The organism is Bradyrhizobium sp. PUT101 (assembly GCF_052043945.1).
Classification (GTDB): domain Bacteria; phylum Pseudomonadota; class Alphaproteobacteria; order Rhizobiales; family Xanthobacteraceae; genus Bradyrhizobium.
This window is the reverse complement of sequence record NZ_CP197207.1, coordinates 3,443,170-3,469,706: the sequence shown is the minus strand read 5'-3', so window position 1 is coordinate 3,469,706 and position 26,537 is coordinate 3,443,170. Positions and strand designations below refer to the sequence as shown.

At 63.8% G+C, this 26,537-nt stretch carries 20 protein-coding genes and 1 pseudogene; 9 read left to right on the top strand and 12 right to left on the bottom strand.

All coding sequences use genetic code 11. The features are described 5' to 3' along the window. Nucleotides 1–95: 95 nt before the first annotated feature. Entirely contained in the window at nt 96–2,960 is a 2,865-nt protein-coding gene (locus tag ACSHT2_RS17005) for an ATP-binding protein (protein ID WP_440642563.1), read from the top strand. A gap of 144 nt (nt 2,961–3,104) precedes the next feature. Next, nucleotides 3,105–3,857, top strand: coding sequence for an SDR family NAD(P)-dependent oxidoreductase (locus ACSHT2_RS17000; protein WP_440642562.1), 753 nt, complete (start codon nt 3,105–3,107; stop codon nt 3,855–3,857). A gap of 38 nt (nt 3,858–3,895) precedes the next feature. Here ACSHT2_RS17000 and ACSHT2_RS16995 read toward each other — a convergent pair whose 3' ends face one another. Next, entirely contained in the window at nt 3,896–4,381 is a 486-nt protein-coding gene (locus ACSHT2_RS16995) for a hypothetical protein (RefSeq protein WP_440642561.1), read from the bottom strand. Nucleotides 4,382–4,578: 197 nt separating this feature from the next. Beyond that, nucleotides 4,579–5,070: a hypothetical protein gene (locus ACSHT2_RS16990; protein ID WP_440642560.1), complete on the bottom strand. Its 492-nt coding sequence runs from the start codon at nt 5,068–5,070 to the stop codon at nt 4,579–4,581. Between the two features lie 261 nt (nt 5,071–5,331). Here ACSHT2_RS16990 and ACSHT2_RS16985 point away from each other — a divergent pair, with 261 nt between their 5' ends. After that, nucleotides 5,332–8,379 carry an ATP-binding protein gene (locus ACSHT2_RS16985; RefSeq protein WP_440642559.1) on the top strand — a complete coding sequence of 1,016 codons (3,048 nt, stop codon included), beginning with the start codon at nt 5,332–5,334 and terminating at the stop codon, nt 8,377–8,379. Nucleotides 8,380–8,524: 145 nt separating this feature from the next. Here ACSHT2_RS16985 and ACSHT2_RS16980 read toward each other — a convergent pair whose 3' ends face one another. The 4 genes from ACSHT2_RS16980 to ACSHT2_RS16965 form a co-directional block, all read right to left on the bottom strand. Beyond that, nucleotides 8,525–9,637, bottom strand: coding sequence for an ABC transporter permease (locus ACSHT2_RS16980; protein ID WP_440642558.1), 1,113 nt, complete (start codon nt 9,635–9,637; stop codon nt 8,525–8,527). 2 nt (nt 9,638–9,639) lie between these two features. Beyond that, nucleotides 9,640–12,414 (bottom strand): ribosome-associated ATPase/putative transporter RbbA, encoded by a 2,775-nt coding sequence (gene rbbA, locus ACSHT2_RS16975; protein WP_440642557.1) that lies wholly within the window; start codon nt 12,412–12,414, stop codon nt 9,640–9,642. Then, entirely contained in the window at nt 12,411–13,478 is a 1,068-nt protein-coding gene (locus tag ACSHT2_RS16970; protein ID WP_440642556.1) for an HlyD family secretion protein, read from the bottom strand. Before ACSHT2_RS16970 ends, rbbA begins: the two co-directional genes overlap by 4 nt. A 248-nt stretch (nt 13,479–13,726) precedes the next feature. Next, the gene (locus ACSHT2_RS16965) at nt 13,727–14,917 is read right to left on the bottom strand and encodes an ABC transporter substrate-binding protein (protein WP_440642857.1); all 1,191 of its coding nucleotides are present in this window, start codon (nt 14,915–14,917) and stop codon (nt 13,727–13,729) included. 223 nt (nt 14,918–15,140) lie between these two features. On the opposite strand from ACSHT2_RS16965, the gene ACSHT2_RS16960 reads away from it, so the two are divergent. Further along, the gene (locus tag ACSHT2_RS16960) at nt 15,141–16,754 is read left to right on the top strand and encodes an acyl-CoA synthetase (RefSeq protein WP_440642555.1); all 1,614 of its coding nucleotides are present in this window, start codon (nt 15,141–15,143) and stop codon (nt 16,752–16,754) included. A 10-nt stretch (nt 16,755–16,764) separates the two neighbouring features. Here ACSHT2_RS16960 and ACSHT2_RS16955 read toward each other — a convergent pair. Continuing rightward, nucleotides 16,765–17,334, bottom strand: a pseudogene (locus ACSHT2_RS16955) (MFS transporter); the annotation flags it as partial. Nucleotides 17,335–17,523: 189 nt separating this feature from the next. Here ACSHT2_RS16955 and ACSHT2_RS16950 point away from each other — a divergent pair. The 3 genes from ACSHT2_RS16950 (at nt 17,524) to ACSHT2_RS16940 (ending at nt 20,469) form a co-directional block, all read left to right on the top strand. Beyond that, entirely contained in the window at nt 17,524–18,327 is an 804-nt protein-coding gene (locus tag ACSHT2_RS16950) for an MBL fold metallo-hydrolase (RefSeq protein WP_440642554.1), read from the top strand. Between the two features lie 162 nt (nt 18,328–18,489). Further along, entirely contained in the window at nt 18,490–19,506 is a 1,017-nt protein-coding gene (locus ACSHT2_RS16945; protein WP_440642553.1) for an alpha/beta fold hydrolase, read from the top strand. A 15-nt stretch (nt 19,507–19,521) separates the two neighbouring features. Next, nucleotides 19,522–20,469: a fatty acid desaturase gene (locus ACSHT2_RS16940; protein WP_440642552.1), complete on the top strand. Its 948-nt coding sequence runs from the start codon at nt 19,522–19,524 to the stop codon at nt 20,467–20,469. 206 nt (nt 20,470–20,675) lie between these two features. Here ACSHT2_RS16940 and ACSHT2_RS16935 read toward each other — a convergent pair whose 3' ends face one another. Both ACSHT2_RS16935 and ACSHT2_RS16930 read right to left on the bottom strand, forming a co-directional pair. After that, a complete protein-coding gene (locus ACSHT2_RS16935) occupies nt 20,676–20,930 on the bottom strand; it encodes a hypothetical protein (protein ID WP_319328807.1) in 255 nt (84 codons plus the stop codon). Between the two features lie 98 nt (nt 20,931–21,028). Continuing rightward, the gene (locus tag ACSHT2_RS16930) at nt 21,029–22,048 is read right to left on the bottom strand and encodes a helix-turn-helix transcriptional regulator (RefSeq protein ID WP_440642551.1); all 1,020 of its coding nucleotides are present in this window, start codon (nt 22,046–22,048) and stop codon (nt 21,029–21,031) included. Between the two features lie 86 nt (nt 22,049–22,134). Between ACSHT2_RS16930 and ACSHT2_RS16925 the strand changes: the two genes are divergently transcribed. Continuing rightward, nucleotides 22,135–22,779: a glutathione S-transferase family protein gene (locus ACSHT2_RS16925; protein ID WP_440642550.1), complete on the top strand. Its 645-nt coding sequence runs from the start codon at nt 22,135–22,137 to the stop codon at nt 22,777–22,779. A 117-nt stretch (nt 22,780–22,896) separates the two neighbouring features. Here ACSHT2_RS16925 and ACSHT2_RS16920 read toward each other — a convergent pair whose 3' ends face one another. The 3 genes from ACSHT2_RS16920 to ACSHT2_RS16910 form a co-directional block, all read right to left on the bottom strand. Next, the gene (locus ACSHT2_RS16920) at nt 22,897–23,682 is read right to left on the bottom strand and encodes an enoyl-CoA hydratase/isomerase family protein (protein WP_440642549.1); all 786 of its coding nucleotides are present in this window, start codon (nt 23,680–23,682) and stop codon (nt 22,897–22,899) included. A gap of 283 nt (nt 23,683–23,965) precedes the next feature. Then, entirely contained in the window at nt 23,966–24,184 is a 219-nt protein-coding gene (locus ACSHT2_RS16915; protein WP_440642548.1) for a hypothetical protein, read from the bottom strand. A 99-nt stretch (nt 24,185–24,283) separates the two neighbouring features. Then, nucleotides 24,284–25,720, bottom strand: coding sequence for a TAXI family TRAP transporter solute-binding subunit (locus ACSHT2_RS16910; protein WP_440642547.1), 1,437 nt, complete (start codon nt 25,718–25,720; stop codon nt 24,284–24,286). 388 nt (nt 25,721–26,108) lie between these two features. Between ACSHT2_RS16910 and ACSHT2_RS16905 the strand changes: the two genes are divergently transcribed. Further along, nucleotides 26,109–26,456, top strand: coding sequence for a DUF3307 domain-containing protein (locus ACSHT2_RS16905; RefSeq protein ID WP_440642856.1), 348 nt, complete (start codon nt 26,109–26,111; stop codon nt 26,454–26,456). Nucleotides 26,457–26,537: the final 81 nt, after the last annotated feature.

Sequence of the window (26,537 nt, the reverse complement as noted above, 5' to 3'; positions counted from 1 at the left end):
GACGCTACCCGGCAGGCCCGTTCGCACGTACATTTGCGAAGCCGGTAACTGCGTCCAGCCGCTCAAGTCGGAGACGCACCTTCAGGTGAAGCGGGATGATGTCGAGCAGTACTCAGGCGTCTATGAGTTCCGATGCGATCATTCTCTTTGGCGACTTCCAGCTCGATCGCAGACGTCGCTTGCTTCTCAAGGATGGAATTCCCGTACGAATTGGATCGCGCGGCCTGGACATTCTGATCGCGTTGACCGATCGCGCGGGCGAAGTTGTCAGCAAGCGTGATCTCCTCGAGTCGGTGTGGAAGGGTGTTGTGACCGACGAGGCGGGCCTGAGGGTACATATGTCGACGCTTCGCCGAGCTTTGGGCGACGGCCGGAATGATGCGCGCTACATCGTCAACGTCGCAGGCCGCGGATACAGTTTCGTTGCCGCAATCAAGCGGTCTCACACGAGCCTGGCGTACTCGTCGAATTCCAACTCGGCTGATCGGTTGGGTCGTCAATTCCTGTCGCATCGGGGGCTTTTCGTCGGCCGCGACGAGGTCGTTCTCAGTCTAAGCAGGCTTCTCGCGAGTCGACGGTTTGTCAGTATCGTGGGCGCCGGCGGCATCGGCAAGACGGCGGTCGCGGTTGCCTTGATCGCGCAGTTGCGAGCCGAATTTGGCGACGAGAACGTTGCCTTCGTCGATTTTGGCGCGGTGCTCGAGCCTGGCTTGGTTCCTGGCAGCGTGATTTCGGCGGTTGGCTGCACATTGGGGGGATCCGATCCCGTCGCCGAACTCTCAAGCTTCCTTGCAGATAAGCGCATGCTGGTTGTCTTCGACAGCTGCGAGCACCTCCTCGACCCGATCTCGCTCCTGGCAGACCGGCTATTCCGTGAGGCCCCCAGCGTCCATTTACTGGCCACCTCGAGGGAGCCGTTGCATGTCGAGGGTGAGACGGTGCATCTGCTCAGTCCGCTCGCTTACCCAGTGGAGGAAGCCCCGACGGCGGTGGATGCTTTGGCAACGCCGGCCGTGCGTCTGTTCATGGATAGGGCGGCGTTCAGCGGATTCACCGAAGATCTAACTGACGCCGATGCGCCGATCGTTTCGGATATATGCCGGCGGACTGACGGAATTGCGCTGGCGATAGAGCTGGCCGCCAGCCGCGTGGGAAGTTATGGGATCCGTGGCGTTGCAGGCCTCTTGGCGCAAAATGCGGAGATGGCATTACCCATCAGACGCAATGTTTCTCCTCGACATCGAACGCTTCAAGCGATGCTTGACTGGAGTTACGATCTGCTCGCAGAAGACGAAAGGCGAGCGCTTTCACGCCTGTCCGCCTTCGTCGGTCTGTTCACAATGGAGGCGGCTTGCTCCGTCGCGGGCGAAGAAGAGAGCGACCGGGCAGCTATCGCTTCGACTCTGGAGAGGCTGGTCGACAAGTCTCTGGTCTGGGTAAGACCGACCGATGAAGCGGTCTTTTACCGCCTCCCCGATACGACGCGCGCCTATGCTGCGGCGAAGCTCAGCCAATCCGAAGACGTCGAGCCGATTGCCAGTCGCCATGCTCGCTACTTTGCTTCCTTGTTCAAATCACTTGCTCTCGAGCACGGCGCGTATGCCGAGATCGGGCGCCATGCACCACACCTCGGGAATGTACGAAAGGCGCTCGAGTGGAGTTTCTCCAGCGAGGAGAATCGCAAAACCGGGATTGAATTGGCGGCCGATGCTGCGCCTTTGTTTCTTGGTCTTTGGCTGCTTGCGGACTGCAGCCACTGGTCGCGCCTTGCCTTGACCGCGATTCAGCATATGAGCGAGATGTCGCACCGGGAGGCGCGCTTGCTGGAGGCATTCGCTGTCGCCTCCATGCATATGTGGGGCAATACGCAGGAGGTGAAAGATGCGATCCAGCGTGGGCTGGACCTGTACGAAGCGGGCGAGCAAGGATTGGCGCAACTTCGCCTTCTGGCCGGCCTCAACCTCTTCCTGACGAGGATTGGCGACTTTGATGGCGGGCTGGCGGCCGCCGAGAGATGCAAAGCCGTAGCCGACCGGAGCGGATCGATCAGCGATCGGGTCATCTCCGAATGGATGCTTGCCGCCGCCTTGCATCTTGCCGGTCATCAAGCCGATGCCATCGCCCATTGCGAACTGGGGTTTGAGCTCGAGGCCACCCATAGCCGCCTCGACCTCAATTTGTTCGGCTACGATCATCGCCTCCGCGCGGAGCTCGCGCTGGCACGATCGCTTTGGCTCAGAGGGGCGGCAACGCGCGCGTGCGGGTTGGCTGTGGCGGCTCTCCATGAGGCCGAAGGGTTGTCACCGCCGAGCAACTATTGCATGGCTGTAGTCCATGCTGTCCCTATCCTGCTCTGGAATGGCGAAACTGAAGTTTGCGCCGAACATATAGATCGCGCAATCGTGCAGGCTGAAAAGCACTCTCTCAAGGCGCTCGCAGCCGCTGCCCTGGCGTTGAAGGGGGAGTGGCTCACGATGACGGCAAAACCTGCAGCCGGCGTGGAAACATTGCGCCAGGCTTTGAATCTGCTGTACCGCGAACAATTTCGCATGCTTACGTCCGCTGCCGCGCAGGCTCTGGCAGATGGATTGGCACAGAGCGGAAGGTTGGTCGAGGCACGAACGACGATCCAGACGGCGATCTCTTCAGCACAAAAAATGGGTCAGAAGTTTTCAATGCCCGGCCTACTGCGCACGCAAGCGCAAATAATCATGAGAAGTGCGGATGCCCAGCACGACAAGGCAGAGTCATTGCTGCGAGAGTCGATCAACTACGCAAGGAGCCAAGGCGCATTGGCATGGGAGTTGAGGGCTGCGCTCGCATTGGCCCGGCTATTGATCGTGCATGGGCGGGTAGCAGAGACGCGCTCGCTCCTCGAGCCGGTCTTGGCGGCTCACGAGGAAGATTCCGGCTCATCGGATCTCCTGGACGCAACGGATCTTCTGGCGCGCTTGGCGTGATCGGGAAGAATCCGGCATGAGCGGTCAGGAGAGCCGCGACGGCTTTTCATTTCCTTGCAGTTCATAACACCTTGGGCATCCAAGTCTGGTCCATATTCCTCCTCTCCGCAAGACCGCTTGAAAAAGCAAACGGCAGGAGCAGCGATGGAACAGGACCGGAGAATCGCCGTCGTGACGGGCGGCAGCCGCGGCATCGGGCGGAGTACGGTTCTCAGTCTGGCAAGGCGAGGTGTTGACAGCATCTTCACATTCAAAGCCGCTTTTGCTGAGGCCGATGCGGTTGCGACGGCCGTTGAGGAGATCGGCCGGAGAGCCATTCCTTTGCAGCTTGATCTCGCGGAAGCGAGCAGCTTCGACGGTTTCGTACTGCAATTCCGCGAAGCACTTGGAGTTCTTGGCGCCACCCGTTTCGACTATCTCGTCAACAATGCCGGGATCTCTCATCATGGCAAATTGGAAAGCACGACCGAGGCAGAACTCGATGCGATCTACCAGGTGAATTTCAAAGCAGTGTTCTTTCTCACCCAAAAATTGCTGCCTCTCATCAAGGACGGCGGCCGTATCGTCAACATGTCAAGTGGGCTCGCCCGAATCATCGTGCCCGGCAGCGGGCCGTACGGTGCATTCAAGGCTGCGATCGAGGTGCTGACGCGATACCAGGCAAATGAACTCGGCGCTCGAGGCATAGCGGTCAACGCAGTCGTTCCCGTAGCGATCCGAGCTGATTTCAGTGACGACCGAGTGTGGGAATATCCCACAATCAACGCTCAGGTCGCCAACTTGACGGTGCTCCGCCGACCGGGGGGGCCGGAAGATATCGGGTCAATGATCGCTTCTCTGCTGTCCGATGAGAATCGCTGGATCAACGCGCAACTTATCGAGGTCTCGGCGGGATGAGAATCTAGAGCGCGATGAGATCAGGTCTGATTGCTGCCTCAAAGGTGCACTGCCTCTCCCGCTTGCGGGAGAGGCCCGGGGAGAGGGTGTTTCTGCCATGGGACACGCCTCAAGAGGAAAAAGCCCTCACCCGGCGCTTCGCGCCGACCTCTTCCGCAAGCGGGAGAGGCCAGCCAGTGGTTGATGTCGATCTTTTCGCCCGGGACCGTCACCTCGATGTCGCCGACCAGCCGTCCATAGGCCGAGAGCGGCGACGGCATATAGTGCAGCTCCGGCGCGTCGATGCCCTGGAGGCGAACGGTGAGCTTGCCGTTCTTGATCGGCGGGGTCGACGTGCGGCCCTTGACCTTGGCGCCCTCGAAGACGTCAGTCGGCTGGAATGGCGCAGTATCGTTCTCGCGGAAGCGGATCGCGTCCGGCGCCACAGTCACCAGCACCTTGGCGGTATCGGCGTCCGACCGCCCCGCCGGACAGAACCGGCCGACATCGATGGCGCCTTCGACCTCCGGCAATCCAACCGGCATCGGCCGCTCCTGTCGGGCGCGCACGACGACCGCCGCCCGGGCTGACTTGCAAGCACACCGAAGCGGAGCGGATCATCTTCGTGCGGCAGGCCCGTGACGGAAGGTGAGACGGCTGAGGCGACGTCCGCGAACAAATCGCCCGCGCGTCCGGCGCGCGGGCGACGATGATTTTCGCCAATAGAGTAGAATCTTTCCAATCAGGATCTGTGCGGACAGACCATCGTCAGATTGAGCAGCGTCGGCCTGTCCGAGCCCTTCTTGTACTCCCACTCCAGCCGGATCTCGTGCCGGTGGGCAAAGGCGTCGCTCGGCGCGTGGACGATGATGTTGGTCTTCATCGGGATTGGCGGCTCGGAGTTGAAACATTTCCGGACGCAGGCATCGAGCAGATCGCATCGCGTCAGCGGGATCACGCCCGGCTCGTCCCTGGACAGCGGGACCGTGTTCGGCTGGGTGCTGAGGTCGACGCGGGCGCGGCCCTTCTCCTTGTGCCAGTACTTGGCGCTTCCCTGCGGCCACTTCGAGGGCGGGTTCAGGATCAGGTGGTACTGACCGTATTCCAGGGTCGGCAGGTCGATGTCCTCCGATGCCTTGAGCTTGGCGACGCTCTTTTTCATGTTCGCCAAGGGATAATAATTGCTGTTCATCAAGTCTCGAAATGCCTTGCCGCTATATACCAGTCCGGCCATCGCCTCTTTCCCCGAGATGTCTGTTTGTCGAAACCTGTAGCCGGCCGCCCGAAACGGGCAGCGCGCCGCTGCCGATCACACAAATTGTTGTGTGCAGGCACGCTACCATCCGACGTTGCGCTTCGTCCAGAGAACCGCGATCCGGTAACATCGCATATCCCGCCGGCCCAATTGCCATGCATTCCTCTATGGGTAATGTAGACCAAACGCCTCGCGGGCGTTGGAGCTGGACTGCCGCGGCAGTTCGTTGAAGGCGCTGGAATGCATTGCTTCGCGTGTCAGTCGGCGATTGGTCCGGGCGATAGCTGGTGCTCCAAGTGCGGAGCGGCGGTTCGCGAGCGCGTTGACCCCGACAGCGAGCGACGATTTGTGACCATTCTGCGCGCCGACGTCGTCGATTCCACGGGACTGGTCGCTGAGTTGGAGCCTGAGGAAGCGGTGTCGCGTCTCGAACCGGCTCTCGCGGCGATGCGAGGCGCAGTGCGCCAGTTCGGCGGCATCGTGAGCAAGGAGCTGGGTGACGGGGTCGCCGCAGTATTCGGCGCGCCCATCGCCGATGACAACCATGCGCCCCTGGCCTGCCATGCCGCGATCGAGCTTGTCCGGCGTGTCGCCAGTCTGGGCGATCCCGGACTTCAGGTTCGGGTCGGCCTCCATTCGGGCCACGTGGTGGCCTATATGGTCGCCAGCGAATTTTCCAAGGTTTACGAGATCGGCGGTGCCGCCCAGCATCTGGCGGCGCGGCTGGAGTCGGCGGCCGAGGCGAACCAGATCTACGTGTCGGAGGCATGCCAGGAGCTTGCGGAAGGGCATGTCCGCTTTGAATTCCTGGGCCGCAAGGCGCTTCGTGGCTTCGGCGATCCGCTGCCCGTGTACCGCGTCATGGGCGCAAGCGATCTTTCGAGCTGGCGGGTCCGACGCGCGCGCAGTGTTTCCCGATTCGTCGATCGCGCGGCCGAGCGGGCGCTGCTGTGGCGCGCCACGGAGACAGTCGCCGCCGGCCGGCAAACGGTATTGCTGACGGGTGATGCCGGCATTGGAAAGTCGCGCCTTGCACATGAGTTCGCACAGGACCTTCGGGCCGGTGGCTGGCGGCTGGTCGACGCCGAGTGCAGCCCGAATCTCCAGGGCGCGCCGTACAGCGCCCTCAAGCGCCTGTTGCTGTCGATACTTGATGCGGCCGCGCGCGATCTGGACAATCTCAGAGACGCATTGCCTGTGGTGCAGCAGCGAGCCATCGATGCGATTCTGGACCTGCCGATCTCCGATCCGCAATGGGACGAATTGGAGCCTCACGCCCGCGGCCGCGCCATTGCAGACGCAAGCTGCTCTCTCGTCGAGAGCGTCGCTAGGCGCCAGCGTACGATCCTGCTGATCGAGGATCTGCACTGGATCGACCGGGCCAGCGACGCGGTCGTGGCCACTCTCTCCACCCTGCAATGCCCCAATTTGCTCGTGCTGCTGACGACGCGGCCCAATGGAATGCCAGTGTGGATCGCGCGGTGTCACGCGGAAATCGTGGCCATGCGGCCTCTCGACGATGATTCGGGCCTTGCCATGCTCGCGGAGATACTTGGCCCCGCCACGACGAACTCAGAGTTGAAGAGCCGGATTATCTCTCATACGGCCAGCGTTCCACTGTTCATCGAGGAAGTCTGCCGCAGTCTGAAGGATAGCGGCATGCTGCTTGGACAGTGGGGCGACCTTTCTCTCGCGCGTCCTGTCGACGAGCTCGGCATCCCCAGCAGCATTCAAGGGGTGATCGCGGCGCGGCTTGATCGGGTGTCGCGACAGGAGCGATCGCTTCTCCAGATCGCCGCGGCGCTTGGCCCCCGGGCAAATCAGGCCCTGCTGCGAAAAGTAGCTTCGTTGCCGGAAGACGTCCTGCAGGATTGCCTCACTGCGCTCGACCGGGCCGAGCTGTTCGTCAGGATCGACAGCGAGTTGGAGGACTCGCTCGAATTCCGGCACGAGATGGTCAGGCAGGTGACCTACGATTCGATGATTGAAAAGGTGCGCGAAGGTATCCATGCCAGCATTCTCGCGGCTCTCGAGGGCGAGGAAGCATGGACCGAGGGGCCTGACACGCTCTGTTACCACGCAACGAGGGCGAAGGATTGGGAGAAGGCGTTTCAGCATGGCAGGAGCGCTGCGCGACGATGCCTGGCTCGCTCAGCCTATGCCGAGGCGGTCGATTATTTCGAGATCGCGATGGAAGCGCTCGACAAGACCCCTGCGACACACGCAAGAGAGGCGGGCGCTATAGACCTCCGGATGGAGGCTCGTTTGGCCTATGCCGGATCTGGGCGCGTGGCCGAAGCCTTGGACCTGGGAAGCGAGGCCGAACGGCGAGCCGATGCGATCAACGACACCGGACGCAAGATCGCTGCCATGACGATGAGAGCGGGTGCTCAGAACTTCTATGGAACGCCGCTCGAAGCGGTCGCAATCGGCGAAGCCGTCGTGCATCTGGCGGAAAGCTCGGGCAATTCCGGCTGGCGCAATCTCGCACAATACGGGCTTGGGCAGGCGTATTTTCTTGCCGGTCGTTACCACGCCGCCGAGAAGATGCTGGCCACCGCTCGAGCCCATCTCGCGGGCTCCGCGCCGAGTGCCCCGATCGGTACGACCCCGCGCTCCTTGCTCCTGCTCTGCTGCATGATGAGCAGCATCACCCACACCGTCATGGGCGAGTTCGATGTCGCCGAGCAGCTCCAGCAACAGGCCGCCGCGATCGCCGAGGAGACCGGCCGTCCCTATGATCGCGTCGCCGCCGCCTATAGCGGCGGCTGGCTGAAGCTCGGGCAGAACGATCCGGCGGCGGCCGCCGCCATTCTCGAAGGTGGTTTCGTCCTGGCGCAGAAGCACGGCATCCGGCTGTTCGTGCCGGTGCTCGCCTGTCATCTCGGCATCGCCTATCTCGAGCAGGGGCTGTTCGACCGGGCGCGCGGCATGCTGACTGAGGCGCGCGAGGAGGCGAGGGCGGTCGGCTATACCTCGGCGGTGCTGCGCAGCTCGATCTACCTGGCGCTCGCCACCCACCGCCTCGGCGATGTCAGGGCCGCGCAGAACATGCTGCGCGAGGCACGCAACACCGCCCGCCAGCAGGGTTTTTCCGGCCTCGAGGCCGAGGCCCTGTTCGGCGAGGCCGTCGTGACGTCGCCATCGGATGCGGCGAACAAGGCCGCCATCCTTGTCGCTCTGCGCGCCGCCATCGCGATCGCCTCCGAAAGCGGCGCGCTACCGCTGAAGCAGAAAGCCGAGGCGATGCTGAACGAGATGCTCGCCCGGGACGATCGGCTTAGCTGAGGCTGCTCCCGGTCAGTCTGGCGATAGCGCCGGCGCGAGCACGATCTTGCCCGACGCGTCAAATAAATCCCGTAGCTAAAACAAGGGGATCGCTACTGTGCATGGGGTTGTTTTCGCCCCATTTTTTGAAGCTGAGCCCTTCGGCTCAGGCGAGAAAGGCGCGGAAGCGGCGCAGCGCGATCACGAAGAAGACGCTGCCGATCACGGTGAGCGCGGCGAGCTGCGGCCACACCGCCTCCAGGCCCGCGCCGCGAAACAGGATCGCCTGCGCCAGCATCACGAAATGCGTATTGGGCGCCGCCAGCATGATGTCCTGGACGAATTGCGGCATGCTCTCCCGCGGCGTCATGCTGCCCGACAGGGTTTGCAGCGGCAGCAGGATCATGATCAGCAGCAGTCCGAACTGTGGCATCGATCCGGCGACTGTGGCGAGGAAGATGCCCATGCTGGTGGTGGCGAAGAGCTGAAGTGCCGTCCCGACGAGAAACAGCGCCACCGAGCCGTCGATCGTGACCGCCAGCCATCCCTTGACGACGAAGGCGATCGACAGCGCCGAGGCGACCAGCACCACCGCTCCCATCGACCAGACCTTGCTCACCATGATCTCGAGCGGCGTGACCGGCATCACCAGGAGGTGCTCGATCGTGCCGTGCTCGCGCTCCCGGATCAGCGCCGCCCCGGTCAGGATGATCGAGAGCATCGTGATCGACATGATGAGGTGGTCGATCGCGCCGAACCAGGACCTCTTCAGCTCCGGATTGAAACGGGCGCGCAGCGCGAGGTCGATCTGCGGTGTTTGAGCTTCGCGGGTGCGCGCCAGGAACTCCGCGATCTCGGCGTTGACGATCTGCTCGACATAGCCGCCACCGTTGAAGGCCTGTGAGATGCGCGTCGCGTCGACGTTGAGCTGGATCGTCGGCGCCTTCCGCGCCAGCAGGTCGCGCTGAAAGTCCGGCGGGATGTCGAGGGCAAACGTGTCGAGGCCGGCATCCATCCGTCTGTCCATCTCGTATTGCGAGATCAGCCGAGGCGTGGAGAAGTACGGGGCGGTGAACGCCATCCCGATGCGAGTCGAGATCGGCGAATGGTCTTCGTCGACGATGGCGATCGCAGCGCGGTTCAACGTCTCCGGCAGCGTGTTGGCACCCTCATAGACCGCGAACGTGAAGGAATATGCGATCAGCACGAGCAACACCGGGTCGCGCGCCAGTCCGCGCAATTCCTTGATTCCGAGCTGTAGCAAGTTGCCAAGGCGCATGGTCAGCGGGCCTGTTTCTTCAGCAGCAGCGCACCTGTGGTGACCAGCACCGGGATCATGACGGCGAGCGCCAAGAGCTCGTTGTGAAGCGTGGCGAATCCCAGTGCCTTCGAGAACGTGCCGCGCGAGATGGTCACGAAATAGCTGGTCGGATAGACAAGACCGATCATCTTGCCTGCCCCCTGCAGCGAGGAGACGGGATCGATCAGGCCGGAATACTGGATCGCGGGAATCAGCGTGATCAGCACGGTGCCGAACAGCGCGGCGATCTGGCTCTTCATGAACGACGAGATCACCAGCCCGATGCCGGTGGTGGCCGTGACATAGAGCAGCGCGGCAGCCGCATAGGTCGGGAAGCTACCGGTGAAAGGCACGCGGAAGACGGTGAGCGCAAAGCCGACCAGCAGCAGGAAGTTGGCAAAGGCCAGCACCACATAGGGCAGCTGGATGCCGAGCAGGAACTCCAGCCGCGTCACCGGTGTGACGTAAAAATTGACGATCGAGCCGAGCTCCTTCTCGCGCACGACCGCGAGTGCTGCGAGCACCGCAGGGATCATGATCAGCAGCAGCGGAATGATGCCAGGCGCCATGGCGACGACGCTCCGGACGTCCGGATTGTAGCGGTAACGCAGCGCGAGCTGATAGGACCCGGCGATCGCCGCATCGCCATAGAGCTCGCGGCCCTTCTGCGCGAGCCAGGCCGCGTGGATCGCCTGCGCATAGGAGCGCAGCGTCTCGGCCCGCGTCGGATTGGCGCCGTCGACCCAGGCGCCGATCTCGACGTGGCGGCCGCGGCTGACGTCGCGGCCGAAGCCCGGCGGAAGCTCGATCGCGAGGCCGATCTCGCCGGCGCGCATGCGGCGGTCGAGATCGGCGTAGTCGGTGATCGGGGGCTTTTCGGTGAAATAGCGCGAGCCCGCGATCTGGAGGCTGTAGTCGCGGCTGATCGCGGTGTCGTCGCGGTCGAGCACGGCGAAGGTCAGGTTCTCGACGTCCATGCTGATGCCGTAGCCGAGCACGAACAGCAGCAGCACGCTGCCGAGGATCGCGAGCGTGGCGCGGATCGGATCGCGCCGCAGCTCGAGCGTCTCGCGCCGAGAATAGGCGAGCATGCGCGTCGGATTGAACGCGGGGCTGTGCCGACGGACCGTTGTGGGGCCTGCAGGTGCGGGCGGCGGCGAGGCGGCCGCCGGCTGGCCGGCCGGCTCCGTCGTGTCCGCGATCGCCTCTTCCAGCCAGGCGATAAAGGCCTGCTCGAGCGTAGCGGTGCCGCGCGCGGCCACGATGGCGGCCGGCGTATCCGACGTCAGCACCTTGCCGGCGTGCATCAGCGAGATCCGATCGCAGCGCTCGGCCTCGTTCATGAAATGGGTGGAGACGAAGATGGTGACGTTGTCCTTGCGGGAGAGTTCGACGAGGATCTGCCAGAAGCGGTCGCGGGCGATCGGATCCACGCCGGAGGTCGGCTCGTCGAGGATGAGGATGTCGGGCGCATGGATCATGGCGACCGCCAGCGACAGCCGCTGCCGCAGCCCGAGCGGCAGGCCATCGGGCAGGGCGTCGACGACGTCGGCAAGATCGAACCGGGCGATCATCTCGTCGATGCGCGCAGCGATGGTGTCCGCCGGCAGCTCGAACAGTCGCGCATGCAGATCGAGATTTTGCGCGACCGTGAGCTCGGAATAGAGTGAGAAGCCCTGCGACATGTAGCCGATGCGCCGCCGCACCGACATGTCGCCGGCATCGATGGTGTTGCCGAACAGCCGCGCGGTGCCTTCGCTCACGGGCAGGAGGCCGGTGAGCATCTTCATGGTCGTGGTCTTGCCGCAGCCGTTCGAGCCGAGAAAGCCGAAGATCTCGCCCTTCCTGATGCGGAAGCTGACGTCGTCGACGGCAACGAAACCATCGAACCGCCGGGTCAGGTGGTCGGCTTCGATCGCGATCTCCTCGTGGTCTTCGTCGCGCGGCGGAATGACGACATTGGCATGGTTGCTGCGCTCGGCCTCGGGCAGGAGACGGATGAAGGCGTCATCGAGCGTATCGGCGCCGGTCTGCCGCTTGAGTTCGGCGGGCGTTCCGGTCGCCAGGACGCGGCCGGCGTTCATCGCGATCAGGAAATCAAACTGCGCAGCCTCTTCCATGTAGGCGGTCGAGACGATTACGCTCATGCCGGGCCGGCTGTCGCGGATCGAGGCGATCAATTCCCAGAACTGACGGCGCGACAGCGGATCGACGCCGGTGGTCGGCTCGTCCAGGATCAAGAGCTCGGGATCGTGGATCAGCGCGCAGCACAGGCCGACCTTTTGCTTCATGCCGCCGGAGAGTTTTGCCGCCGGCCGGTCGGCAAAGGGCGTGAGCCCCGTGTCGCGCAGCAGACCCGCGATCCGCCTGTTCCGCTCCGCCTTGTCGTGTCCGAACAGGCGACCGAAGAAGTCGATGTTCTCGAACACCGACAATGTCGGATACAGATTCTTGCCGAGGCCCTGCGGCATGTAGGCGATATCGGGGCACACGTTGCGGCGGTGGCGCGCGCTCGCCATATCGCCGCCGAGCACGTCGATACGCCCCTCCTGGATCGCGCGCGCGCCCGCGATCAGGGCGAGCAGGCTCGATTTGCCGACTCCGTCGGGGCCGATCATCCCGACCATGCAGCCGGACGGCAGGTCGAGCGTGATGGACTCGAGCGCCCGGGTCCTGCCGTAGCTCAGGCCCACGCCTTCCAGACGCACCACGCTGCCGACAGCAGCCGGTGCTTCGGCTGCGGCAGTCGTGCTCATCTCGTCAACTTGATCTTGAGGTTGTCGGGCCATTGCGCCGCCGGATCGAGCTGCACATAGGCCATGCCGGGAAGGCCGGTCTTCACATGCTCGATATGCTTGCGCAGCAGGCCGGGCGAGATATGCGCCTTGATGCGGAACATCAGCTTTTGGCGTTCCTCCTCGGTCTCGACAGTCTTGGGCGTGAATTGCGCGACGTCTGCGACGAAGGTGGCCTTGGCGGGGATCACATATTTCGGGATGGCGTCGAGGACGAGGCGGACCTCGGCGCCGATCGCGACGCGGCCGGCATCGGCCGTCGGCAGGAAGAACGTCATGTAGACGTCGCCGAGATCGACCATGTTGAGGACGCGGCCGCCGGCAGCAAGCACTTCGCCGGGCTGCGCCACGCGATACTGCACGCGGCCGTCGCGCGGCGCCTTCAGCACGCTGTCGTTGAGGTCGGCGTTGATGCTTTCGATCGCGGCCTTTGCCGCGTCGACCGCTGCGCCGGCATCGATCACCAGGGCGCGGGAGGAGCTGATCGCGGCTTCCGATGCCGCGACCTGGGCCTGGGAAGCGGCCAGCGCCGCTTTCGCCGTGGCGTTGGCGGAACGATCGTCGTCCAGGACCTGCTGGGATACCGCACTCGTCCTGATCAATTGTTCGGATCGGTCGAGCTTGCGGCTCGTGGTGTCGAGCTGGGCGATGCGCTGGTCGACCACGGCCTCCGCAGCCCTGCGTTCGGCCTCGCGCTGGTTCACCAGGCTCTTCGCGGTCTCGACATTGATCATTGCGCGCTGGAGCTGCGCTTCGGCCTGGCGGCGCTGGGCCTGCAGCTGCTCGGTATCCATGCGTGCCAGAACCTGGCCCGCGCTGACGAAATCGCCTTCGTTGACCAGGATCTCGCGGACCCGTCCCGGCGTCTTGGTGGCGATGTCGATCTCGACTGCTTCGATGCGGCCATTGCCGCGGGCGAAACCCGGTGGCAGCGCGTCGGCATCGCGGTGCTGCCAATAGTAATAACCGCCGCCCGCGAGCAGGATGGCGAGGGCTGCGACGACGCGACCCGGTGTAAAGTTCATCTATGCACAACGCCGTGCGGTGGCGCCCACTGTTGAGATACGAACGCCCGGCCGCTGATCGCGCGGAAAGGGCAGGCTCAACATTGCAGCAAATTTTGCACCGCAACTTGATGCAGATCAGACCGCGCGCAAGGCGTCCTGCCTCTGCCTTTGGGGCCTGCGCTCTCATCACTGCTCGTCCGCCCTGATTGGCCAGGCGGACGAGCGAGACTTGTCGAAGGATTGCCGTCGGCGCGATCCGGGCCGTCTTATTTCACCAGCGGGCAGCCGCCGTCCTTCAGCGGCCGGAATGCCTGGTCGGCGGGAACTTCAGCGAGCAGCTTGTAGTAATCCCAGGGCCCCTTCGATTCCTCAGGCTTCTTCACCTGGAACAGGTACATGCTGTGCACCATGCGGCCGTCCTCGCGCAGCACGCCGTTGTCGGTGAACGCATCTCGCACCGGCAGCTCGCGCATCTTGGCCATCACCGTCTTGGTGTCGCGGGTGCCGGCGGCCTGCACGGCCTTGAGATAGTGCAGCGTGGCGCTGTAGGTCGCGGCCTGGTTCATGGTCGGCATGCGCTTGACCCGCTCCATGAAGCGCTTGCCGAAGGCGCGAGTCTTGTCGTTGAGGTCCCAATAATAAGCCTCGGTGACGATCAGGCCTTGCGCGAGCTTGAGCCCGAGGCTGTGCACGTCGGAGATGAACATCACGATCGCAGCGAGGTTCTGGCCCCCGGCAACGATGCCGAACTCGCCGGCCTGCTTGATCGCGTTGATGGTGTCGCCCCCGCCGTTCGCGAGGCCGATGATCTTGGCCTTGGAAGCCTGTGCCTGAAGCAGGAACGAGGAGAAGTCCGCCGTGTTGAGGGGATGCTTGACGCTGCCCAGCACCTTGCCGCCGGAGGCCTTCACGACGTCACCGGTGTCGCGCTCGACCGAATGGCCGAACACGTAGTCTGCGGTCAGGAAGAACCAGGTGTCGCCGCCGCTCTTGACGATGGCGCTGCCGACCGTGTGCGCGTTTGCATAGGTGTCGTAGGTCCAGTGCGCCGTGTAGGGCGAGCAGGACTTTCCGGTGATGTCGGAGCTCGCTGCATCCGTCACGATCATGATCTTCTCGTACTGCTTCGACAGCTCCATCACCGCGAGCGCGGTGGCCGAAGTCGGCAGATCGATGATCATGTCGACGCCTTCGGTCTCCCACCATTTGCGGGCGATGGTGGAGGCGACGTCGGGCTTGTTGAGCACGTCGGCACTGACCATGTCGATGGGTTTGCCGAACATCTTGCCGCCAAAGTCCTCGATCGCCATTTTGGTGGCCTCGACATTCCCCATGCCGCCGATGTCGGAATAGACGGACGAGAAGTCGGAGAGGACGCCGATCTTGAGAGGGCCCTGCTGGGCATGAGAAGGGCCGACAGAAAACGAAGCGAGTGCGGCCGCAAATGCGGCGCACATAATCCGGCACATGGTATTTCCCCCAATATTATAGTTGGTGCACGAGCCCAGATTTGCCGCTCCGGAGCGTCAATTCTTGCGTGACGGCGCCGCGCAGGCGGTCGATTTGACGCGGCCAATCGTGCCGACTACGTTTGCGCAAACGCAAAATACGTTTGAATGCGGTGGGCCGACGAGCGCCCAGGCTCCCATTCATGCAGAACAAGGATTCAGGGGGAAGGACATGACCGGCGACATCGCAGCCACCATCTCGAAAGCGCGCGAGCATTCGATAGGCGATCTCTTGCGCCGCTCGGCGGGCCGCGAGCCGAACAAGCTCGCGGTAAGCTGCGGCGATGTGAGCTGGACCTTTGCCGAGATGGACGCGATCTGCAACCGGCTCGGCCGCGGCCTGCTCGGGCTCGGCGTCAGGAAGGGCGATCGTATCGCCGTGCTGTCGCGCAATTCGCACGCCTTCGCCGCGCTGCGCTTCGCGGCAGCGCGGATCGGCGCCGTGCTGGTGCCGATCAACTTCATGCTCAATCCGGACGAGATCAATTTTATCCTGAAGAGCTCCGGCGCGAAACTGCTCGCAACCGGCCCCGATTTCGTCGGGCCCGCACGCGCGGCGAGCGCGAAGGATTGCGCGGTCGAGAAGACGATCTGGCTGCCGGGCGAGGATCCCGCATCGGCGCCCGCGGGCCTCATCACTTTCGACGATCTCCTCGACGCGGACGGCTCGTTCCTGGACGCATCGGTCGACAGCCGCGATCTCGCGCAGATCGTCTACACCAGCGGCACGGAATCCCTGCCCAAGGGCGCGATGCTGACCCACGAGGCGGTGATGTGGCAGTATGTCAGCTGCATCATCGACGGCGGCATGAGCGCGGAGGACAAGTTTCTGCACGCCCTGCCGCTCTATCATTGCGCTCAGCTCGATGTCTTCCTTGGCCCGCAGATCTATCTCGGCGCCTCCGGCGTGATCACGGGCAAGCCGACCGCCGACAATGTTCTGGCGCTGATAAAGGCACACAAGATCACGTCCTTTTTCGCGCCGCCGACGATCTGGATCGCGATGCTGCGCTCGCCGAATTTCGACAACACCGATCTGTCGACATTGCAGAAGGGTTATTACGGCGCTTCGATCATGCCGGTGGAGGTCCTGCTCGAGCTGCAGCGCCGCCTGCCGAACGTCAAATTCTGGAATTTCTACGGCCAGACCGAGATCGCGCCGCTTGCGACCGTGCTGCGACCGGAGGATCAGCTGCGCAAGGCCGGCTCGGCCGGCAAGCCCGTGCTCAATGTCGAAACGCGCGTGGTCAACACGGCGATGGAGGACGTCAAGGTCGGCGAGGTCGGCGAGATCGTGCACCGCTCGCCGCATCTGCTGTCCGGCTATTACAACGATCCGGTGAAGACGGCGGCGGCGTTCTCCGGCGGCTGGTTTCATTCCGGCGATCTCGCCACGGTCGACGACGAAGGCCACATCACCGTGGTCGATCGCGTCAAGGACATGATCAAGACCGGTGGCGAAAACGTCGCGAGCCGCGAGGTCGAGGAGATGGTCTACCGCATCCCCGCCGTCTCCGAGGTCGCTGTCGTCGGCCTGCCCGATCCACGCTGGATCGAGGCGGTGACCGCGATCGTCGTGGTCAAGAGCGGGGAGAAGCTGGACGAGGACGCCGTCATCAAGCACTGCGCCGGCCAGATGGCGCATTTCAAGGTGCCCAAGCGCGTCATCTTTGTCGATAGCCTGCCGAAGAATCCGAGCGGCAAGTTGCTGAAGCGCGAGCTGCGCCAGCGCTTCGTCGGCGGCGAGACGCTCGACGAGGCGATCCAGAAGAATTTCGGGACGTGATGATCTCGCCTCAATACTTCTTCACGGTCGCACCGAAGGCCAGCCATAGCGCGATCGACGCGAGCCCGAAGCCGCCGAGCAGCAGGAAGGTCGGTCCGTAGCCGATCCATTGCGCGATCCAGCCGCCAAGCGCGGGACTGAGGCTCGCGCCGATGCCCTGCACCGTGATCACAGCGCCCTGGCCGAGATTGATGCGACCGGTGCCGTTGAGCGAGCGCGCGACCATGCCGGGGACGGCGATAGTCTGCAGCCCGGTGCCGATGCCGTCGAGCACCTGCATCGGCACGACGCCCCACCATCCCGTGACGAAGAAGGCAAGCACGCCGCGGATCGGCAGGAACATGAAGGAGACCAGAATCACCGGCCAGTAGTTGCGCTTGCTCGCGGCCTGCATCGCGATCAGCGACGTCACGATCATCACGCCCTGCGCGATCACCACGTTGGTCGCGACGAAGCTCGGCCCGTTCGCCTGCTCCTCGGCCACCGCGGCAAGTCCCCGACGAACGGCCCGATGCCCGACTGCATGTCGGCCATGAAGAAGTTGAGCGCGAACAAAGGCCAGATACAGGACGAGGTGGGGGACCGCGATGCCATCGATACTCGAACATGCTCTTCGTGTGTCGTGATCCCTTTGGCCAATCATTCTGACGTGGAGACCTGAACGTAACTGGCGCTCCTCGCGTTGGTTCCAGTCACTGCTGCCGGCCATCGATCTTGCCGAGAGCTTGTCCGCAATGGCATCCTGCGATCATCCCACGGAGCACGAGTCATGCCCCTCTGGACCTGCGAAACCTGCGGCGCTCAATTTCCCTCACGCGGAGCGCCGCCTGACTCCTGCCCGATTTGTGAGGACGAGCGGCAGTTCGTGAACTGGAAAGGACAGACCTTTCTCGCGCGCGAGGAACTCGCGCGGCGGCATCGATTGGTGGGACGCGACGATCTTGGCCTCACCGGGATCGGGATGGAGCCGAGCTTTGCCATCGGGCAGCGCGCGCTGCTGGTGCCTCAAGACGACGGCTGCGTGATGTGGGATTGCATTCCGCTGGCGACCGACGAGGCCATCCAATATGTCGCAGCACTCGGCGGGCTGAAGGCCATCGCGATCTCGCATCCGCATTACTACGGCGCGGTCGCCGACTGGAGCGACACGTTTGGCGGGGTGCCGGTCTATCTGCACGCCGACGACCGCGCTTTTGTCACACGGCCTCATCCGGCGATCGTGCACTGGACCGGCGAGAGCCATCGCATCTCCGATGACGTGCTGCTGCTGCGTACCGGCGGGCACTTCGCCGGCGCCACCATGCTGCATTGCGCGCGTGGTGCGGACGGCAGGGGCGCGCTGCTCACCGGGGACATCGCGCAGGTGACGATGGACCGCCGCTTCGTCAGCTTCATGTATTCCTATCCGAATTACATGCCGCTGGGCGCCGCCGCGGTGCGGCGGATCGCGGCCGCCGTCGAGCCGCTCGCCTTCGACCGGATCTACGGAGCCTGGTGGGGCCGCAACATCGCCAGCGGCGCCAAGGCCGCGTTCGCGGCGTCGGTCGCGCGCTATCTGTCGGCCATCGCCTGAGCCGGACCTGCGGATCGGATTTATCTTGCCGGCCTCAAATAACTGTACTATAAGTACAGTTATTGGGCCCTGCCGCAAAACCACGCATCTGCGGGTCCGGCATGATCGATGCATCGCGGAAGCCGTGGGGTGTTGCGGCCTCCGTGAGCGGGAGCTGAATGCATGACGGCGTATCGCGACTACGAGATTTTCGAGGCCGGGGACGTCTTGCTCCGGTCCGGGACTGTCTTTCCCTCCTTGAAGCTCGCCTACAAGACCTTCGGCACGCTGAGCCCGGCCCGGGACAACGTCATCCTCTATCCGACCTCGTTCAGTGCGCAGCACACCGATACGGAATGGCTGATCGGGCCCGACGGCGTGCTCGATCCTACGCGTTACTTCATCATCATCCCGAACCTGTTCGGCAACGGTCTGTCGTCCTCGCCGTCGAATACGCCCGTGCCCTTCCCCGCGGTGACCTATCACGATGCCATCGCGGTCCAGCACCGGCTGCTCGCCGAACGCTTCGGCATCTCAAGGCTTGCGCTGGTCTATGGCTGGTCGATGGGCGGTATGCAGGCCTATCACTGGGCGGCGCTGCATCCTGACATGGTCGAGCGTGCCGCGGTCGTCTGCGGCAGCGCCCGTTGCGCGCCCTACAATTATGTCTTCCTGGAAAGCGTGAAGGCTGCGCTCACTGCCGATCCCGCCTTCCGCGACGGCCGTTTCGTCGAAAAGCCCGTTGCCGGCTATCGCGCCATGGGGCGCGTCTATGCCGGTTGGGCGATGTCGCACGGCTTCTATCGCGACGAGCTGTGGCGCGAGGCCGGCTTCACATCGCTGGAGGATTATCTCGTCCGTGCCTGGGACGCGACGTTTGCGCGGCGCGACGCCAACGACCTCCTGGCGCAGATCGGGATCTGGCAGAATGGCGACGTCAGCCGCTGCCCGACATTCGCAGGCGATCTCGATCGGGCGCTGGCGGCGATCAAGGCACACATGCTGCTGATGCCGGGCGCGACCGATCGCTATTTCGACGTCCGCGACAACGAGGACGAACTCGGCCGGCTCGTCAATGCGACATCAGCCGTGCTGCATCCGATCCCATCGCTGCATGGCCATCGCGCCGGCAACCCCGTCAACAATCCGCGCGACCAGGCCTTCATCAAGGCCGAGATCGCCGAGCTTCTCAGCAAGTAAAGCAGGCAACCGATCATGAGCGACTCAACCGTTTCAGAGCCCGGTCATCGCCTGAAGCCGCTGACACCGGCCATGCTGCGCGAATTGTCGGTTCGCTCCAATATCAGGGGGGCGATGCAGAGCCTTGGCCATTACGGCGTGATCCTGCTGGTAGGCGCGTTGATCTGGAAAGTTTCGGCGACGTGGGGCGTGCTCTGGGCGCTGCCGCTGATGGCGGCGCAGGGCTATGTCGTCGCCTTCCTGTTCATGGCAGTGCACGAGACCGCGCACAAGACCGCGTTCAGGAGCCGCAGCCTCAATCTCGCGGTGGGCTATCTCTCGGCCTTCATCATCGGACTGCCTTACGAATATTACTGCCTGTTTCACTGGGACCATCACCGCTACACGCAGGATCCGGCGAGGGATCCCGAGCTGATCGTCGGGGCGAAGCCGACATCCGATACGCAGCTTGCGCTGGCCTATAGCGGCCTGCTCCAGGTCGCCGGCCGGCTGCAGCTGATGCTCGGCCATGCGCTCACCGGCAAGGTCACCGTGCCGTGGATTCCCGAGGGCAAGCGCGCCGTTATCGTGACGGAGGCGCGAATCCATGTCGCACTCTATGCACTGCTGCTCGCGCTCTCACTCTGGTTTTCCTCAACGCTGCTGCTCTGGGTCTGGATCGTGCCGCTCATCATCGGGCAGTTCTTCCTGCGGCCCTACCTTTACGCGGAGCATACAGGTTGCGACCGCACCCGCAGCGCCTTCCAGAACACTCGCACCACCTATACCGGCGCGGTCGTCAAATGGTTCGCGTGGAACATGCCCTACCATGTCGAGCACCACGCCTATCCCTCGATCCCCTTTCACGCGTTGCCGAAGCTGAACGAGATCGTCGATGGCGAGATCGTCCATCGCGGCCGCGGCTACATCAGAACGACGCGCGAGACCTGGGCCTGGTTTCGCCGGCAGCGGCCCGCCGGCTAAGGCATGATCCGGAAAAGTGCGCAGCGGTTTTCCGAAAAGATCATGCTCAAACAACAACCCAAAGCGCGATGACGATTCATCCTAATCGCATCGCGCTTTAGTGCATGATCCGGACCCGAAGGACAGCGTAGACAATCACGTCGTGCTTTGGCCGACGAAAAGCTCCGGTCGCGGCGCGACCGGAGCTTTGTCGCGGAAGCAAGGTATCAATAGATCCCGTAGGCGCAGACATTCACGACGCGCACGCGCAGGCCATGACGGGTCCGGACGAGGCGCTCCTGGTAGCAGTTGCTGACGCCGGTGTTGACGTAGACGCCGCCGAACCCGAAGCCGGGACCCCAGTGATGATGGTGACCCCAGTGATGGCTATGGAAACCGCCGGCCGAGGCGGCGGTGGGGGCGAGAGCGGCAACGCCGAGCGAGCCGGCGGCGATCAGACCAAGTGCAAGCTTACGAAACATCTTCATTCTCCAGTTTGGCGCGAGGCCGTTGTTGTGTCCCTGCATCTCGGTCGAGACGAAACGCGAATGCGTTCATGGCGCGAGGGAGGAATCGTGTTTCAGGATTGTTTCGTGGACTGCGGCAAAATGTGCCGCCGTCGGGCTTTTCGCACTGCGCGATAGCGCATGGCCATCGCCTGCGTCAGCTCGATCATCTTCTCGCGGAGATCGGCGGGCTCCAGCACTTCGGCCTCGGGGCCGAGCCGCAGCAATTCAGCCGCGGCGTGCCACGACGTCTTGCCGACCGGGACTCGCGCAATGCGCCAGCCATCGGCATCGGTGGCCTCTTCAAGCTGCGTGCGTGCCTTGACGTAGGGCTGGCTCAGCGCGTCGAGCAGTTTGACGCCGAGCGGCGAGAGCCGCACGATCGCGACATTGGGATGCATCTCGGCCTCGAGGCGCAGCGTCGCGGCCTGCCAGTACGCGGCGAGATCGAAGCCGGCGGGACGATCGAAGCGGTCATCGAGCGCCGTGCAGTCGAGGACGCGCGCGACGCGATAGGTGCGCACGCTGTCGTCGACCTGGCCGGCGAGATACCAGCTGCCGCCCTTCAGCACGAGGCCGAGCGGCGCGACGCGGCGTTGCTTCTCCGCGCGCCAGCTCTGGTACCGGATCCTGATCAGCGTCCCGCGCAGCACGGCGCCGGCGATGGCGCGCAGGTGCTTTGGGTCTTCCGCCTCGCCGAACCAGCCCGGCGCGTCCAGGTGAAAACGCTCCTGCATCCGCTCGGCGTCTTCGCGCAGATTCTCGGGCAGCGCAGCCATCAGCTTGTTCTGCGCGGCGATCATCGCGGCATCGAGCCCGAGCGCCGCCGCCGGGCCGGGCAATCCCGCCAGGAACAGCGCGCCCGCCTCGCTCTGCGACAGGCCGTTCAGCCGCACGCGATAGCCGTCGAGCAGGCGATAGCCGCCTTCCGCGCCGCGGTCGGCGTAAACGGGAACGCCGGACGCCGCGAGCGCGTCGATGTCGCGATAGATCGTGCGCACCGAGACTTCGCAGGCCTCCGCGAGCGCGGGCGCGGTGACCCGCCCCCGGGCCTGGAGGGTGGTGAGGATCGACAGCATCCGGCTCGCGCGCATGATCCCTTAAACCATACCTGACAGAAGATGTCAGGTATGGCCGGCTACAAGCTGCGCCATCGCCAAAAGGCCCGATGGAGACCGCCATGACCGATCCAAACCGCATCACGCTGTATTACTCGCCGCAAAGCCGCGCCACCGGCACGCGGGTGCTGCTGGAGGAGCTGGGGGCTCCTTACGATCTCCATGTCCTCAACATGAAGGCCGGCGAGCAGCGTAAGCCCGCCTATCTCGCCATCAATCCGCTCGGCAAGGTGCCGGCGATTCGTCACGGCGAGGCACTGGTGACGGAGCAGGTCGCCATCACCATCTATCTCGCCGACCTGTTTCCGCAGGCCGGCCTCACGCCCGCGCTGAACGATCCGCTGCGCGGCCCTTATCTGCGCTGGATCGCGTATTACGGGTCTTCGTTCGAGCCGGCCCTGATCGACAAGTTCATGCAGCGCGAGCCGGCGCCGATCACGCAATCGCCCTATGCCGATTACGACACCATGTTAGGTGCGCTCGAGGCGCAGCTGTCGAAGGGCCCGTATCTGCTCGGCGAGCGCATGACGGCCGCCGACGTGTTGTGGGGCGTCGCGTTCAGCTGGACCATGATGTTCGGCATCGTGCCGAAGAAGGACGTGTTCGTCCGCTATGCCGAACGGATGACGGCGCGACCGGCGTTCCAGCGCATCACGGCAGCCGACGCCGAGATGGCGGCGCAGCATGCCGCTTCGGTTGGGGGCTGAGCTGGTCCGCCAATTTCCGCTGTCGTCCCGGATATGCGCTTCGCTTGTCCGGGACGACATCGAGTATTTGGCACGGCCGTACACTGCCTGACCGTCGTCGCCGGCAGCAGTCCCCGCTCAAAACCGCGGTGCTCGCTTCTCGGCAAACGCCTGTATGCCTTCCTTGATCTCGTCGCCCCGCATGCTGTCGCGGTGGCGCTGGTCGGCGGCGGGTTCATCGAGCTCGCCGCGAGCGAACTCGTTGATGGCGCGCTTCATGCCGCGCATTGCCTGCGGGGCGTTGCCGGCGAGGACGCCAGCGAGCCTGTCGACTTCCTCGTCGAGGAGTTCCACCGGCACCATCGCGGTGAGATAGCCGATGCGCAGCATCTCCGGCGCGCTGATCTTCTGCGCGGTCAGGAACAGCTTCTTGGCATTGTCCGCGCCGAGACGCGTCACGTAGCGTTTGATGCCGCCCGGGTAATAATGCAGCCCAAGCCGCGCCGCCGGCATGAACATTTCCGCGGTATCGACGCCGATCCGGAAATCGCAGGCGAGCGCGAGGTCGGTCGAGCCGCCATAGACGCCGCCGTTGAGCCGGCAGATGGTCGGTACGCCCAAATCCTCCAGCCGGTTGACGACCACCTCGAAGGCCGAGCCCGCGCTCTGCTGCTCGCTCGCGCTGACTGCGCGCTCCGCCACCGAATTGAGATCATAGCCCGCGGAGAAGGCGCGCCCGGTGCCGGTCAGCACCAGCACGCGAATATCGGGATCGGCCTCGACCCGGTCGAACAGTCTTGTCAGTTCGCCGAGATCCTCCGCCTGGAGCCGGTTGAGATGTTTCGGCCGATTGAGGCGTATGGTGGCGCGTGCGCCGGCGATTTCGAGCAGGGGGCCGGTGGCTGCGTCGGCGGTGTCCGACATTCTTGTCTCCATTGTACTTGTTCTCGAGCGCGCGGCGTTTTGCGTCCGCGTCGATGGTCTCCGCGAGATCGGGATGCCGCGCCATCAACACGCGGAAGAGCGGAGATCAGCAGCTTGGACATGCGGGCAGGCTATTCGGTCTCGGGCAAGGCTTGAGGCCCCGGTTGGGACGTCGGCGCCAAAGTGCCCGCCCGGGAGGAGGCCGTCAACGACGGTGCAGGCCGCTCTTTCGGTGCCGCTGCGCCGGGCCTGCTCGTCCGTGCCGTCGTCGCTGGCGGAGTGCCTACTTGAAATCTGGCGGCTCGTCGTAGCCGCGGCGGCTGCTGAAGAACAGCAGCACCATGAGCCCGACGCCGACGATGACGGAAAACCCCGCGCCCAGCGCCAGCGCCACATAGCCTTCCGTCGGGATCGGATCACCTTCGATCGCCATTGCGGAATAGGCGAAGTAGCCGACCGCCGGCAGCATGGCCAGAAGGAGGATGATGAGGAGTGCACGCATGCCGCGTTCTCCGGTTGCAGCCGGAAAACCAACAATTGCGCATGGGCGGAGTTCCAGGCGGCCGAGCGGCGCTGACGGCAGCGGCCCCAAACCGGTGGATCAGGCGCTCTGGGCGGTCTTCACCACCACGACCTTGCTGTCGTCCAGCTGGGCCGGGCCGGCATCGCGCACCGTCTTTTCGGCTTCGCTGGCATGACGTTTCAAATAGTCGCGGCGCATGCCGATCTCGTCGCGGACGAATTCGTAGCCGAGCTTGAAGGTGTCGAGCCCGTCGGTACTGATCGTGCCGTCTCGTAGGCCGATAACGGCACCGCGCAAGATGGCCTCCAGCTCGTCCTGGAGACATTCGAGCTGATCCAGCGAGTGGGCGTGCTCGATCCGCTCGCCGATGTCGAGGATGGCCGTCGAGAGCTCGCTGGCCTTCCCCGGCGCGATGCGGGTGATCTTGGCGTAGATCGCCGCGAAGATCGAGCCGATGACGCTGAGCGCGGCGGCGCCCACATACATCAGGTCGGTGTACCTATCCATGAACGACTTGGTGTCGTCGTTGATGTAGTCGGCGGCCCCCTGGTGCGCCATCACGAAGGCGTCCTTCTCGATGGAGGCCGGCTCGATCCTGGTGGCAAAGCCGTTGTCGAGTCCGAGCGCGGATTTGTTCTCGTAGATGGTGCGGGCCAGTTCGCCTGCCGTGGACGTCGCCATCCTGGATTGCGCAACCAGCAGCCATTCGAGCCCGATCGTGTCGAGATCGTCGTCGGGAATTTGCGGCGAAGCCGACAGCGTGCCCGCCGTCAGCGTCTCCTCGGAAATGCCGGGGAATTTGCGCGCCAGCGCCTTGACTTCGTCGATCGCGTTGAGCGTGAAGCCGCCGCGCCTGGCGACCTGCTCATAGGCCTTGTCCCTGACAGCCCTGGAGGCGTGGACGATGGCGATCACAGCGCCAAAGCCGTTTGGCGGTGCGAACAGCTTGTCGAGCGTCGCGCCTTGCGGCGCCATCTGGATCCTCGCAGCGTCGGGGATGTCGAGGATGCTGCGGACGAAGGCGAGGGAGGATTCATTCTCGGCGACGACCGCGACCTTCCTCTTCTTCAGATCGGCGATCGACTTGATTTTCCTGTTGCCGGGGCCCAGCAGGAGCACGAGATCATGCTCGAGGATCGCGAGCGTGCGCGCGCGCAGCGGCACCTTGGCATCCGTGCGCAGGACGGTGAGATCGGCCTGCTTGCGGTCGAACTGGGCGAGCGCCTTGGCGCTGTCCGCGTTGTTGACGATCTTGATCCGGACGCGCGAGGCGTTGTCATTCAGCACAGTGGCGAGCTTGGCCGCGAACAGCGCCTCGTCACTGTTGGGAGCACCGACGGCAAAGGTCAGCGTCTCCGAATTGTGCACCAAGGCGCGACCGCCCCAGACGGTGGCGAACGACAGCAGCAGGGTGAGCACGACGTAGAGGAAAACCTGCTGCTGATTTGTCTTGATCACCTTGGGGCGCCGGGGCGCCGCTTCGGTCGGCGATGAGGTGGGGCCTTCAGTACTCATGGCAGCACCTGGCCTTAGTCTCGGAGGGCGGCGGCTCGCGGCGGGCGCCCTGTAATTCGTAAACGTCTGAAAAAAGAAAGATATTCTCTGTCGCCGATGATAGCGCGAAGGTAACAGAATGCAAATTTCGAGCCGGCGGTAACCTTACGCGATGCGTCCGCGGCGATTGGTCATCCTATCACCAGTTAGCCACAGTTGGCGATTTTCCGGTTCCCCCGGCTGCATTCCGTCGCGGGAAATGTCATAAATCGCGCGTCCCGGCGATTTGACCGGTCCAAGAAGAAGTTGCGCTGAACGCTCCAATTCTTCTCGTCACGTCAATGAGGGCGTCAGCTTGTCGTTTCCACCCATGTCATCGGCGATTCCGGTTGAAGCGCTCATTGGCTGGATGTTGCTGCTCACCTTCAAGCACATCATCGCCGATTTCGTTCTCCAGACCGCCTGGATGGCGCACGGGAAGGACCAGAAGCATGGCTGGGCCCTGCCGCTGCTGGTGCACTGCCTGATCCACCTTGCCGTTGCGTTGCCGCTGATCCTGATCGTGGCGCCGAAATTCTGGTTCGTGGCGCTGATCGATTTCGCGATTCACATCACGATCGACCGCGCCAAGGGCTTCGTCTCTGCCAATTTCGGCGTCGACCTTGCGCATCCCTGGTTCTGGACCTTGATCGGCGTCGATCAGGCGCTGCACCATCTTACCGGCTTCGGCCTTTCCATCTACATGGCGGCGAACTGACTGCTGAGCAGTCATTCCGGGGCTCGCGAAGCGAGAACCCGGAATCTCGAGATTCCGGGTTCGGTCCTGCGGACCGCCCCG